Genomic DNA, 13,670 nt, shown 5'->3' on the forward strand with positions numbered 1-13,670 from the left:
CCCGGCGTCGGAGTCGGCGCGGGCCGCCGAGGTTGCGGCCGGTCCGGACCCCCGCCCCGGTTCAGGTGTCGGGGTCGGGCTCGACCGCCGAACCCAGTTCGGTCAGCCAGGCCAGGTGGCTCTGGAGGGCCGCGCGTCCGACCGGGGTCAGGCGGAACCACGTCTTGGGCCGGCGCCCGACCGCTCCCTTGCGGACTTCGAGCAGTCCGGCGTCCTCCAGGGTGCGGCTGTGCTTGGAGACCATCGGATCGCTGACGCCGAGCAGGTCGCGCACGGTGGCGAAGTCGACCCACTTGGCGCTCTGCAACAGCGCGCACATGGCCAGGCGCGGGCCGGTCTCCAGGATCGGTTGGCGTGCGGCGGCGGCGCCTCCGCCGGAGGCGCCGCCGCCGGGGCGGTGCAGTGTGGTCACTACTTGACCCTGCCGTTCTCGATGCTGCGGCGCATGGCCGAGCGGACCATCATCTGTCCGGCGAGCACGAGGGCGGACACGGGCACCAGCGCGGCGAGCGCGAAGCCGGTCATGCCCTGGTCGACCAGGAGGGTGATGCCGATGTAGCCCACGCCCGTGACGGCCAGGGCGGCGATCCACATCAGTCGGGCGCCGGGGTAGGAGAAGACGTAGCGCGGCATGTACACGCCGCTGCGGCGGCGCTGGACGACCGAGTAGGCGGTGGCGATGACGACCACGCCGAGGACGGCCCACTGGAAGTAGGGGCCGCTGCCGGGCAGGACGGCGGACCAGATGGGCAGGCCGGCGATGAGCACGCTCGCGGCGGCGAGGAGGACCCAGAAGGCGGCGGGCGGGTTGGTGTGGTCGGCGAGCCTGCGGCGGGCGTCGGCGACCTGGTCGAGCTCGGGGTTGCTGGCCATGTCATCTCCTTCTTGGTATCTACTTTCTATATGGAAAGTAGATACCAAGGGTTGGGCCCTGTCAAACACACCGGGTCCCGAGAGAAGACCGCCGGGACGCAGCCACCGCGTCGACCAGCGACGACGCGAGGAACACGAATGAGCGACACGCCCCCCGGCCGACGGGACCGCCGCCGACCTCCGCCGCCGGGGGAGGGCCCACGGCGCCCTCCCCGGCCGGGCGGCCCACCGTTATGCTCGGTCGGGCCGATCCGTCCGGAAGGCGGCGGAAACGGGCCCGTGGTCTCCGCCCCCGAGTGAGCACCTATCCGCCCCCGAGTGAGCCCCCAGGCACGAGGTGACCCATGGAAGAACAGGCCATGCTCGCGCGTGACCTCGTGCTGCGCGTCTGCGCCGGAGCGACCGAGTTCGACCCCCACTGGATCCGGGTCGACGGCAAGGTCACCACCCCCTTCCTGGTCCCCCGCGACCGCAACCTCATCCGCGCGGTCGTCGCCGCGGGCCGCGCCATGGGCGTGGACCGGCTCCTGGTGTGCCGGACCAGGCCCGAGTTCTCCTACGACCCCGTCACCGAGGTCCCCCTCGACACCGACACCCTCATCGACCTCATCCGCGGCTGGGGGCCCGCGCCCACCGACTTCCTGGTCTGCGTCGAGGACTTCTCCGCCGCCGTCCTGGTCACCGCGGACGAGCTCACCGTCGCGGCCGGTCCCGCCGACTTCGTCCGCGAACTCGTCGGCGCCGACATCCCCCAGGCCCGCAGCCACTTCGCCGCGCGCGCCCGACGGGAGGGCGGCCCGGTCCTCACCCGAGCCGCCCAGCTCTACCACTGCGCCGAGACCGGCGCGCGCCACGCCCGCGGTTCGCGCGGGCCCGGCCCGGACCCGGCCGAACTCCTGGCCCGCAGCGCCGAACGCGCGCGGCGGCGTTCGCCGCGCGCGGTCCGCTCCCTGCGGGCCCTGCGCGGGGCCTGGGGGTGGCTCATGGTGGCGGCGCTGCTCGTGGCGCCCCTGGCCGTCCCCGGTCTGGGCGCCGCGTTCCCCGTGCTGGCCGCCTCCTTCGTCCTGCTGTTCCAGCTGGCCCTGCTGGCCCGCTCCCGCACGGTCTCCTTCGCCTCGCTGCTGCGGATGGCCGCGTTCGGCGCGCTGCTGCTGTGGCCCCTGGCGCTCGCCGAGTCCGCCGTCACCGGGCTGCTGGGCGGCGACCCCTACGGCGTCCTCGGCTACACCTACGTCGCCGTGACCGTGGAGGAGGTCGGCAAGCTCCTCCCGCTGCTGATCCTGGCCCTGGCGGCCCGCCGAAGGCTGCGCCGCCTGGCCGCGGTGGACTTCCTGCTGCTGGCCGCGGCCTCCGGGGCCGGGTTCCAGCTGGCCGAGCGCCTGCTCACGCAGGTGGCCCTCGGAGGGGCCGGCCCGTCCGCCGGGACCGGCATCTTCCTGCCCGGCGGCAGCACCGTCACCGACCCCGCGGGCACCGTGCTCGCGGTCTTCTCCGGTCACGCCGTCACCACCGGCCTGGTCGGCGCCGCGATCGGCCTGGCGGTCGTCGGTCGCCGCTACGGGGCCTGGCTGTGGCTGCTGCCGCCGGTCGCGCTGACCCTGGCGTTCCTGGAGCACCTGAACCTGAACGCACGGCTGGCCAACGCCCAGCTGCACCCGGCCTCCGACCTCGTGCACGGCCTCCTCGGCGGCGGGGTGCTCACCCCGTGGTTGCTGGTGCTGCTGTTGCTGTGCGCGGTGGCCATGGACTACCGGATGATCGCGACCGCGGCCGAGTCCACGCCGCCGCTGCCCGGGCAGCCGCCGCTGGCCCGCCTGCGCCGCCGGGCGCGGGGGCGTTCGGTGGCCATGCGGGTCCGCGTGCCCGCCGACATCGCGCCGCTGTTCCGCCGGACGGCGCTGTCCTGGGTGGACCTGCCGATCACCCTGGCCACCACGGTGTCCACGATCGCCCACGAGCTGGCCGTCGCGGCCATCGCGGCGCGGCGCGGCCCCTCGGTGCTCTGCGACACCTGGCGGTTCCTGCGCTGGCGGCGGGCGAACGCCATGGGCGAGGCCCGGTCGGCGGGGCGGCCCTGGCGCCGCTACCCCTCACAGGAGGAACTGACCCGGCAGGCGCGCGAACTGGCGATGCGGCTGGGGCTGGCGGCCACCGGAGGGGTCACCGGGGCGATGGCGGCGATGGGCGCGGCGGCGGTGTTCGCCGCCGCCACCGCGCCCGGCCCGGAAGCGACCGGTACGCCCGCCTACGCGTTCGTTGCCCTCGACCGGATCCAGGGGTGGCTGGGCGGCCTGGCCGGCGTGGACGTGATCTGGGCGGCCGTGGTGCTGGTCGCGGTGCTCACGCTGCTGCTGTCCGGGAACGGGGTGCCGCACGCGCACCCGCGGATGCGCGAGTTCCTGCGCGCGCCGACCGCGAACACCGGGGCGATCCTCGGCATGCTCGCGCCCGGCCAGGTGGGGTACGCGCTCCTGGGCTGGGCGGGGCTGCTGTTGCCCGGGCGCGTGAACCGGTTCCTCGTACGGTGACGGACCCTGCCCCCGGCCCCGGGCCCGTTCTCCCGGCCGCGCCGCTCACGTGTGCCCGCGCCGCCGGGGTGGGAGACTCCGGCGGCCGGGGCGCCGGAAGCCCGCGTGGGTACGCGGGTGGGGCGGCCCCGGGGCCCGGGGAGACGCGCGGGGAGGGGACAGGGCCTCCGACGTCGTGGAGCCGGGCACGCGTCGCGAAGCGCTCGGGGAGGGCCCCGCCACGCTCAGACCGCGGTGACGCCCCTCGGCGGCTCGAAGGCGCGCACGGGCGGCACTTCTCCGGTGAACGGTTCGACGCGCACGCGCACCAGCTGACCCGTGCACCCCTGACTCAGCGAGGACGTCCCCACGTCCTCCGTCAGCGCGTTCGGGTTCCCGTGCACGCACGTCACGTCCTCCGACGAGGGGTCGTACCAGGCCCCCGTGGACAGCTGCACGACCCCCGGCCGCAGCGCGTCGCTCACCACCACGCCCGCCAGGCACGAGCCCGTGGCGCTGGACACCCGCACCACATCCCCGTCAGCCACACCGCACGCCTGCGCCTCCTCAGGGCGCATCCGCAACGGCGCCCTCCCGCGCACCTTCTGCGACATGCTGTGCGCGCCCATGTCCTGCTGGCTGTGCAGCCTGCCGCTCGGCTGGTTCGCGATCAGCACCAGGGGGAACTCCCCGGCCCGGTCAGCGGAGCCGTCCACCACGGGTGCCCCGACTCCGGAACCCGCCGCCACCGACCCTCCGGCCCCAGACGTGGAGCCCGTCGCCTCCGGTTCTCCGGCTCCGGCGTGGGCACCGGAACCCGCTACCACCGACCCTCCGGCCCCAGGCACCGAGTCCGTCGCCACGGACTCCCCGGCACCGGCCCCAACCCCGGCCTGGGCGCCGGAACCGGTCACCACCGGTTCCCCGGCTCCACGTCCTGAACCGGTCACCACCGGTCCCGCCAGCCACACCGGATGCCCCGGGCAGTCCTCGTACCCGAACGACGCGATCGTCTCCGAGAACAGCTCGATCCGCCCGCTCGGCGTACGCAGGGCGTGGCCTTCCGGGTCGGCGCGGAACTCGCCCAGCAGCGCCTCGTCCTCCACCCGGCCGGGCATCTCCACCCGCCCGCGCTCCCAGAACTCCTCGAACTCCGGCACCTCCAGGCCCCGCCGCGCCACCAGCGACCGCCAGCGCCCGTACACCACGCGCATCCACTCGCCGCTCGTGCGCCCCTCGGTGAACTCCTCGCGCACCCCCAGCCTCTCGGCCAGGTCGGCGTAGGTGTCGTACTCGTCGCGCGCCTGCCCGTGCGGCGCCACCGCGCGCGGCATCGCCCGCACGCTCAGGTCGCCCTGGCTCGCGGCCACGTCGTCGCGCTCCAGCACCGTCGTGGCCGGGAGCACGATGTCGGCGTGCCGCGCCGTCGCGGTCCAGTGCGTCTCGTTCACCACCACCGTCTCCGGCCGCCCGAACGCCTCGGTCAACCGCCTCAGGTCCTGGTGGTGGTGGAAGGGGTTGCCCCCGGCCCAGTACACCAGCCGGATGTCCGGGTACCGCCGCTCCTCGCCGTCGTGGTCGTAGCGCCCGCCCGGCTCCAGCAGCATGTCGGCCACCCGCGCCACCGGGATGAACGAGTCCACCGCGTTGTTGCCCTGCGGCATCCTCGGCAGCCCCAGCGGCGTCGCGCCGCCCCCGTAGTTGCCCATGGACCCGTACCCGGACGCGAAACCGCCGCCCGGCAGCCCCACCTGCCCCAGGCAGCACGCCAGCGCAAGCCCGGCCCACAACGGCTGCTCGCCGTACCGGGCCCGCTGCACCGACCACCCCACGTTGACCAGCGTGCGCCGCGCCGCCATCCGCCGCGCCAGAGACCGCAGCTCGTCGGCCGCGACCCCGCTGATCCGCTCGGCCCACTCCGGCGTCCGCGCGGTCCCGTCCGGGCCGCCCCGCTCGTCGCGCTCGCCCAGCACGTACGCGCGCAGCACGTCCGCGCCCACGGTGTAGCGGTCCAGGAAGGCGGTGTCGGCCAGGCCCTCGGTGAACAGCACGTGCATCAGCGCCAGCATCACCGCCGTGTCGGTCCCCGGGTTGAGGGAGACCCACTCGGCCTTGACGTCCTCGGGGGTGTCGTCCAGCAGCGGCGACACCGACACGAACTCCACCCCGGCCCCGGACGCGTCGCGCATCGCCGGACCGGCGGTCTGGGCGGCGCGCCCGCCCGAGGAGGTCCACGTGTTGGACACCCGCAGCCCGCCGAAGCTCACCAGCAGCTCGGTGTGCTCGCGGATCCGCGTCCACGACGGGGCCCGGTGCAGCAGCCGGTTCGCCGCCGGGACGCCGATGATCCGAGGGAAGAGCACCTCCACCGCGCCGTGGCTGTAGGTGGTGCGCGAGCGCGTGTACCCGCCGATCACGTTGAGGAACCGGTGCAGCTGGCTCTGCGCGTGGTGGATTCGCCCCGCGCTGCCCCAGCCGTACGAACCGCCGTAGATCGCCGCGTTCCCGTACGCGCCGCGCACCCGGTCCAGCTCACCGGCGAGCAGGTCCAGCGCCGTGGACCACTCCACCTCGACGTAGGCGTCGTCCGGGTCCCCCCGGAGCGGGTCCGGGCCGGGTCCGTTCTCCAGCCAGCGCCGCCGCACCGCCGGACGCGCGACCCGCGAGGCGTGGTGCTGGGCGGCGGGGGTGTTGGCGATCACCGGGGACGGCGCCGGGTCGTCCGGGTCGGGGAGGGTTCCGACCACCCGGCCGTCCTCGACGACCACCCGGTAACTGCCCCAGTGGGCGCTGGTCGGATACGACGACGTGCCGGACATGCTCGTTTCCCCCCTGGAATTCCCCTGCGCCCCACCAGGGGCCCGGACTCACTCTATGCACCGCACGGTGCGATGATGGGCGGCGCGGTCCCGCCCGGCGGAGGCGGCCGACCGGTGCGGACCGCGCGCAGGCGGACGAGTGGAGCAGGGGGACGGACAGCGATGGGCGAACTCAGGTCGCGGCGGTCGGTACTCGCGGTGCCGGGGTCCAACCCCCGGTTCGTGGACAAGGCGCGGGAACTGGACGCGGACGCCTTCTTCCTGGACCTGGAGGACGCGGTCGCGCCCCTGGAGAAGGACTCCGCCCGCCACGCCGTCGTCCGGGCGCTCAACGACGGCGGCTGGGACGGCAAGGTGCGGTCCGTCCGCGTGAACGACGTCACCACCGAGTGGGCCTACCGCGACGTCATCACCGTCGTCGAGGGAGCCGGGGCCGAACTCGACGCCCTGGTCCTGCCCAAGGTCACCTCGGCCCGCGACGTCCAGTGGCTCGACACCCTCCTCACCCAGATCGAGCGCGCCGTCGGGCTGGAGGTCGGCCGGATCGGCATCGAGGCGCAGATCGAGGACGCCCGCGGCCTGGTGGCCGTGGACGGGATCGCCGCCGCCTCGCCCCGCCTGGAGAGCCTCGTCTACGGGCCCGCCGACTTCATGGCCTCCATCAACATGAAGAGCCTGGTCGTCGGCGAGCAGCCGCCCGGCTACGACACCGGTGACGCCTACCACTACGTGCTCATGCGCATCCTCACGGCCGCCCGCGCCCACGGGCTCCAGGCCATCGACGGCCCCTACCTCCAGATCCGGGACGTGGACGCGTTCCGCCGCTCCGCCGGGCGCACGGCCGCCCTCGGCTTCGACGGCAAATGGGTCCTGCACCCGCTCCAGGTGGAGGCCGCCAACGAGGTGTTCGCGCCCTCCCAGGAGGACTACGACCACGCCGAGCTGATCCTGGACGCCTACGCCCACGCCACCACCGTGGACCGGCGCGGCGCCGTCATGCTCGGCGAGGAGATGCTCGACGAGGCCTCCCGCAAGATGGCGCTCGTGGTCGCGGGCAAGGGGCGCGCGGCCGGGATGGCCCGGACCCGCGCGTTCGACCCCGGGTCCTGAACCCGGACCCCGGCGGAGGGCGGGCGGGGCCCGTGCGGGCCCGCCCGGTCCGCGCGGACTCTGACCGGCGCGGAGTCTGACACGCGCCCCACCCCGCTCTTACCGCGCTCTCACCCTCATACGGAACCATGGGCGCCATGGAAGCCACCGCCACGGTTCTGGTCGCCGACGACGACCGCGCGATCAGGGACTCACTGGAACGCGCGCTCCAACTGGAGGGCTACAGGGTCAGGACGGTACCGGACGGGGTCCAGGCACTCGCCGCCGTGCACGCCGACCCCGTCGACCTGCTCGTCCTCGACGTGATGATGCCGGGAGTGGACGGGCTCGGGGTGGCCCGCGTGCTGCGCGCCGAGCGCGACCGCACGCCCATCCTCATGCTCACCGCGCGCGTGGAGACGCCGGACCGTGTGGCGGGGCTCGACGCGGGGGCCGACGACTACCTCGCCAAGCCCTTCGAGCTGGAGGAACTCCTCGCCCGGCTGCGCGCCCTGCTGCGCCGGGCCGCGCCCTTTCCCGAGGATGCCTCGGAGCAGGGACCGCTGCGCGTCGGCGAGCTGTCCCTGGACCCGGCCTCCCGCCGGGTCTGGCGCGGCGACCGCGAGGTCGAGCTGTCCAAGACCGAGTTCGACCTGCTCGAACTCCTGGTGCGCAACGCCGGGATCGTCCTGGACCACTCCACCATCTACGACCGCATCTGGGGCTACGACTTCGGCCCCGAGTCCAAGAACCTCGCCGTCTACATCAGCTACCTGCGCCGCAAGCTGGAGGACGGCGGTCCGCCGCTGATCCAGACCGTGCGCGGGGTCGGCTACACGCTCCGGCCGCAGGGTTGAGCCCCGTGCGACCCGACGACGGCACCCCGCGGGAACCCGGACACGGCACTCCGCACGGCCCTGGAGCCTCGCCCGCATCCGGCTCCCCGCATGGTTCTGGAGCCCCGCACGGTTTTGTAACCCCGCCCGGTTCCGGCGGCGCCTCGCCCGGCCCGGGGACACCATCCGGCGCCGGCGTCCCGCCCGCCTCCGGTGCCCCGCACGGCCCCGGCGCCCCGCACGGCTCTGGCGCCGCGTCCGGTCTCAGGGCCCTCGTGTCCGCCGCGCGCACCGCCGTCCCGAGGTGGCGCCGGACGCTGCTCCAACCGGGCGACTGGCGGCTGGGCACCCGCTTCGCGGTGATCTTCGCGCTGGTCGCCACCGTCGTGATCGCCCTGGTCGGCACCCTCGCCTACACCACCGCCGCCGCGCTCATCCGCTCCGACGCCCGTACCGAGTTCGAGAGCACCGTCACCGCCCTGTCCGACCAGCTCGTCGACTACCACCAGCAGGGGCGGGGCGGCTCCGCCGGTCCCGGCCCGTTCCTGCCCAGCGACAAGTTCCAGCTCCAGCTCCTCGAACCCGACGGCAGCAGGACGGTCAACATCGCCGACCCGTCCGAGATCATCCTGTTCGCGCCGTCGCAGAGGGACCTGGAGGTCGCCGAGGAGGCCCGGCCCGGCATCGTCGACATGCGCGAGCAGGCCATCGGCGGACAGGAGTACCGGCTGGCCACGGTCTCCCTCGGCGACGGCGCCGGGGCCCTCCAGCTCCTCCAGCGCCTGTCCCCGACCGAGCTGATGATCGACCGGCTGGCCACGCAGATCCTGTGGGTGGGCCTGTTCGTCGCCCTGTGCGCGGCCGCCGCGGGCTGGCTGGTGGGCCACCGCACCACCGGGCGCCTGGTGCGCCTCACCGAGGCGGCCGAGTACGTCAGCTCCACCGGGCGGCTCGACCCCGTGGACCCCGGCCGGAGCGGCGAGAGCCGCGAGGAGGACGTCGGCCGCGACGAGGTAGGCCGCCTCACCAGCGCGTTCAACGCCATGCTCGCCCGGCTGGCCCGTTCCAAGGACGAGCAGCGCCGCCTCGTCCAGGACGCCGCGCACGAACTCCGCACCCCGCTGACCAGCCTGTACACCAACGTGCAGGTGCTCGACAGGGTGGACCGGCTCAGCCCGGAGGCGCGCGCCGGCCTCATCGAGGACCTGCGCGGCGAGACCCGCGAACTCACCGCCCTGGTCAACGAACTGGTCGGCCTGGCCACCGGCGACCACGAGGACGAGCAGATGAGCGCCGTCCCCCTCGCCGGGATCGCCGAGAAGGTCGCCAAGCGCACCCGCCGCCGCACCGGCCGCGACATCGTCGTGGACGCCGACGACAGCGTCGTGTGGGGACGCCCCGGCTCCCTGGAGCGCGCCGTCTCCAACCCGGTCGAGAACTCCGCCAAGTTCGACCCCGAGGGCACCGCGCCCATCGAGATCCGCGTGCGCGCGGGGACGGTGGAGGTCCTGGACCGGGGGCCCGGCATCGACCCCGCCGAACTCGACCACGTCTTCGAGCGCTTCTACAGGGCCGCCGTCGCCCGCGGCCTGCCCGGTTCGGGGCTCGGCCTGTCCATGGTCAGGGAGATCGCGCAGGCGCACGGGGGCAGGGTGTTCGCCCGCAACAGGGAGGGCGGCGGCACCGCCATCGGCTTCCACCTGCCGCTGTTCACACCGCCGCGGGACGAGGAGCCGAGGGCGCGGGGGTGAGGATCCGGCGCTCACGCGGACGCCGTGTCGGAACCGCCGGTCACCGCCCGCTGAGCGCCGCACCGGCTCCGGCGCCGACCCCCGCACCGGCGGACGCCTCGCGGTAGATCCGCTCGAACCGCTCCAGCGAGTCCTCCAGCCGGTGCAGCTCCGCCATGTCGCGGCTGCGCGCGCCCATCCCGAGCCGTCGGCCCTCGTCGGCGACCACCGACTCCACGCGGGCGGCCAGCGCCCCCGGACTGCCGGGCGGGTACAGGTACCCGTTGCCGCCCTCCTCCACCAGGTGCGGCAGCGCCATGGCGTCCGCCGCCACCACCGGCAGGCCGCTCGCCATCGCCTCCAGGGTGGCGATGCTCTGGAGTTCCGCGGTCCCGGCGATGGCCCACACGTCAGCGCACCGGTACACGTCGGGCAGGTCGGCGTGCGGCACGAAGCCCAGGAACACCACCCGGTCGGCCGCGCCCACCTCCGCCGCCAGCTCCTCCAGCAGCGTCCGGTGCGCGCCGTGCCCGGCCAGCACGAGCTGCACCCCGTCGGTCAGGGCCACCGCGCGCACGAGTTCGTCCACGCGCTTCTCCTCGTCCAGCCGCCCCACGAACAGCACCGTCCTGCGGTCCGGCACGCCCAGCCGGGCGCGCAGCCGCCGCCGGGTGGCCGCGCCGCCGTCCAGCGGGCTGAACCGGTCCAGGTCGATCCCGCACGAGACCGGTTCGACCGGCCGGGTGAACCCCTGGTCGACCAGCAGCCGCGCCGCCGCCGGGGTGGGCGTGGTCACGTGCTCGGCCCGGGACAGCACCGCGCCCAGGTCCCACCAGGCCAGCCGGGCCGCGTGCGGGCGCAGCGGCGCGGGCACGTGCACGTAGTCGAAGAGGTTCTCCGGCATGAAGTGGTTGGTGGCGACCACGGGCACGCCTCGGGCGTGCGCGGCGGCGGCCAGCATCCGGCCGACGAGGAAGTGGTTCTGGATGTGGACGGCGTCCGGGCGCACCCGGTCCAGGAGCCGGTCCAGGTGGCCGCGCACGCCCAGCGGGACCGCGAGCCGCACGCTGTCGTGGACCAGGGAGGACACCGAGCGCAGCCGGTGCTCGACCACCCCGCCGCGTTCCGCCGTGTACGGGGCGCCCTCGGGGGAGGGGCACACCACGTGCACCCGCGCGCCGCGCGCGGCCAGACCGCGGGCGAGGCGGGCGGTGAAGTACGCGGCGCCGTTCACGTCGGGGGGATAGGTGTCGGTACCGATCAGGACCCGGGTGCGGCGCGTCGCGCCGACGGCGGGCCGGGGCGGTGCCGCCACCGCGGGGGAGGCGAAGGACGTGGACATGACCTGATCTCCTTTGTCGGGTCGCCGCGTACGCCCGAGTGTGGGTCACCCGCGTTGACCCCCGCCGACCTCTCGGTGGCCGCGGGGCGACCGCTCGGTGGCACGCGGCGCGGGGAAGGGAACCCCCGCGCCCCTTCCACCTACCCGCAAGTCCGGCCGCGCCGACAGACAACGGACCGCGGCTCGCGTGCCCCGGACCCGCTCCGCCGCGCACACGCCACGCGGCCCCGACCCGCCGCGCCTTCGGTCCGTGACCGCCCCGCCCGCCGCCGCGCACAAGACGGGCGGCCCCGGACCCGAGGGTCCGAGGCCGCCCGTGTGCGGGAAACCGGGGTCGCGCCCGTCAGTTCCCGCCCTCCTCGTTCTGGGCCGCCTCCACGCTCTGCTCCCCGAGCGTCACCGTGACCTCCTCCTCGGAGCCGCTGCCGCTGTCGGGGACGACCCCCAGGGTCACCTCCTCGCCGGGCTGGCGGATCCGGATCTGCGCGATCAGCTCGTCCGGCGTGGACACCTGCTCGCCGTCCACGGACACCACCACGTCACCGGCCTGGAGCCCGGCCTCGGCGGCCGCGCCGCCCTCGGTGACCTCCACGATCTCCGCGCCCCCGACACGGGAGTTGGTGATGGTCGCCTCGATCGCCGGGTAGCTCGCGCTGCCGTCCTCGACCAGCTGCTCCGCGATGGGGCGGACCTGGTTGATCGGGATGGCGAAGCCCAGCCCCACCGAGCCGCTGTCCTGCGAGACGCCCGCGATCGCGGTGTTGATCCCGATGACCTCGCCGTTCATGTTCACCAGCGGGCCGCCCGAGTTGCCGGGGTTGATCGCCGCGTCCGTCTGGATCGCGTTGATCACCGTGGACGTCTGCCCGGACTGCCCGGTGTTCACCGGACGGTTCAGCGCGCTGACCACACCCGTGGTCACCGTGCCCGACAGCCCCAGCGGGGAACCGATCGCGACCACCTCGGCGCCCACGCCGACCTGTTCGGAGTCGCCGAGGGTGGCCGGGGTGAGGTCGTTGCGCCCCTCCGCCTGGATCACCGCGATGTCGGAGACCGGGTCCGATCCCAGGACCTCGGCGCGCGCGGAGCTGCCGTCGTTGAACAGCACCTCGATCGGACCGCCCTCCGCGGCGGCCACGACGTGCGCGTTGGTGAGGATCTGGCCGTCGGAGGAGATGACCACACCGCTGCCGCCGCCGTTGGCGGTGCGGATGGACACCACGCTCGGCAGGACCGTGTCGGCGACCTCGCCCACCTCGCCCTCGGTCTGCGTGCTCTCCTGCTCCTGGTTGAGAGAGCTGATCGGCCCGCTCAGACCGTTGGGGAACAGGTAGGCGGTGCCCAGGGCCGTCATCGGGCCCACGATGAGGCTCGTGACCAGGGCGGTGATCGCGGCGACGGTCACGATCCTGCCGGAGCCGCGCTTCCCGCCGCTTCCCTGCGGGGGCACCGACCCGGGGAAGGCGCCGCCGAACGGGGGCTGCCCCCCGTGGCCGCCGTGGTCCCCGGGGCCGCCGGGGCCGCCCGTCCCGAACGCGCCGCCGTCACCGTACGGCGGCTGCCCGTGCCCGACCGGGCCGTGGGGGCCGTTCTGCCCGCCGTGCGGGGGAGCGGGGTGGTGGGCGGAGAACTGCTCGTGCTGGCCGCCTGCGGCGGCGCCGTAGCCGCCCCCGGGCGGCGGGAAGGTGTAGGAGGCGTGCTCCGGGTCGTTGGGCCCGGTGGCCCACCTCGGCGGCTGTCCGGGCGGGGAGAAGGTCGGCCCCGTCCCCGCGGGGCCGGTCTCCGGCCACCCGTGCCGCTCGGCCCCCGGGTGCCCGCCCTGCTGGGACGGGAATCCCTCACCCGTCTGTCCGGCCGCGGCGTACCCGCCGCTCCGCTCGGCGCCGGGGTAGCCGCCGGGCTGCTCGCCGCTCTGCCATACGCCGGTGTACCCACCGGGCTCGTGCTGCGCGGGCCGCTCCACGTGCTCGCCCGGCTCCCCGGCCCCGGACTCCCCACCGGTCCCCTGCGCCTCAGAGCCCCCGAAGGACTGCTGGGGCCCGGCGTGCTCGGCCCCGTGGGTCCGGTCGTCCTGTCCGGCGGGGACACCCCCGTGCTCCCCGCCGGACGTGTCACGGACATCGGTCCCGTCACCTGTGGAGGAGCCGCCCTCGTGCGGGCCGGATGGCCCCGCCTGGTCGGCGGGCTCGGCGGGACGGTGCTCGGGAAGCCCGTTCCCGGCCGCCGCACCGGGCTCGGTACCTGCACTCGGTTCGTTGGGGTTCAACTCATCCTCCGGCTGACGGGACGATGTTCAGTGACGTGTTCCATCATGCGGCGCATGGGTTAGAACAGGGTGAGAGCGCGATATGCCGGGGTTTCGAGTCCTTCCGCCCCTGCCGTGCCCCCGTCCGGTCCGCGTCGGCGGTCCCGTGGCCCAGCGCCGTCGGACCGGGCCGTCGGTGACCGGCCCCGAGGTCCGTGAGAGCATCCGA

The 13,670-nt window shown here is 74.8% G+C and carries 9 protein-coding genes; 4 read left to right on the forward strand and 5 right to left on the reverse strand.

Features of this window, described 5'->3' with window-relative positions; all coding sequences use genetic code 11:
- Positions 1 to 61 precede the first annotated feature (61 nt).
- Both G011_RS0120665 and G011_RS0120670 read right to left on the reverse strand, forming a co-directional pair.
- Positions 62 to 412, reverse strand: coding sequence for a transcriptional regulator (locus G011_RS0120665; protein WP_019610135.1), 351 nt, complete (start codon positions 410 to 412; stop codon positions 62 to 64).
- Positions 412 to 873, reverse strand: coding sequence for a hypothetical protein (locus tag G011_RS0120670; protein ID WP_019610136.1), 462 nt, complete (start codon positions 871 to 873; stop codon positions 412 to 414). Before G011_RS0120670 ends, G011_RS0120665 begins: the two co-directional genes overlap by 1 nt.
- Positions 874 to 1,217: 344 nt before the next feature.
- Between G011_RS0120670 and G011_RS0120675 the strand changes: the two genes are divergently transcribed.
- The gene (locus tag G011_RS0120675; RefSeq protein WP_020722862.1) at positions 1,218 to 3,401 is read left to right on the forward strand and encodes a protease PrsW; all 2,184 of its coding nucleotides are present in this window, start codon (positions 1,218 to 1,220) and stop codon (positions 3,399 to 3,401) included.
- Positions 3,402 to 3,625: 224 nt separating this feature from the next.
- Here the strand turns inward: G011_RS0120675 and G011_RS0120680 are convergent, their stop codons facing one another.
- On the reverse strand, positions 3,626 to 6,199 hold the full coding sequence (locus tag G011_RS0120680) for a molybdopterin-dependent oxidoreductase (protein WP_019610137.1): 2,574 nt from the start codon (positions 6,197 to 6,199) through the stop codon (positions 3,626 to 3,628).
- Between the two features lie 162 nt (positions 6,200 to 6,361).
- On the opposite strand from G011_RS0120680, the gene G011_RS0120685 reads away from it, so the two are divergent.
- From G011_RS0120685 to G011_RS0120695, 3 genes are all read left to right on the forward strand, one after another.
- Complete coding sequence (locus tag G011_RS0120685; RefSeq protein WP_019610138.1) at positions 6,362 to 7,309, forward strand: CoA ester lyase; 948 nt, start codon at positions 6,362 to 6,364, stop codon at positions 7,307 to 7,309.
- A 137-nt stretch (positions 7,310 to 7,446) separates the two neighbouring features.
- Entirely contained in the window at positions 7,447 to 8,145 is a 699-nt protein-coding gene (locus tag G011_RS0120690) for a response regulator transcription factor (protein ID WP_013156183.1), read from the forward strand.
- A gap of 254 nt (positions 8,146 to 8,399) precedes the next feature.
- Entirely contained in the window at positions 8,400 to 9,875 is a 1,476-nt protein-coding gene (locus G011_RS0120695) for a HAMP domain-containing sensor histidine kinase (RefSeq protein ID WP_019610139.1), read from the forward strand.
- A gap of 40 nt (positions 9,876 to 9,915) precedes the next feature.
- Here the strand turns inward: G011_RS0120695 and G011_RS0120700 are convergent, their stop codons facing one another.
- Together G011_RS0120700 and G011_RS0120705 are read right to left on the reverse strand one after the other, a co-directional pair.
- A complete protein-coding gene (locus G011_RS0120700; RefSeq protein ID WP_019610140.1) occupies positions 9,916 to 11,196 on the reverse strand; it encodes a glycosyltransferase in 1,281 nt (426 codons plus the stop codon).
- 343 nt (positions 11,197 to 11,539) lie between these two features.
- Positions 11,540 to 13,462, reverse strand: a complete 1,923-nt coding sequence (locus G011_RS0120705; RefSeq protein WP_019610141.1) for a trypsin-like peptidase domain-containing protein — start codon at positions 13,460 to 13,462, stop codon at positions 11,540 to 11,542.
- Between the last annotated feature and the right edge of the window lie 208 nt (positions 13,463 to 13,670).

Source organism: Nocardiopsis sp. CNS-639, from assembly GCF_000381685.1.
In the GTDB taxonomy this organism is placed as follows: Bacteria; Actinomycetota; Actinomycetes; order Streptosporangiales; family Streptosporangiaceae; genus Nocardiopsis; species Nocardiopsis dassonvillei.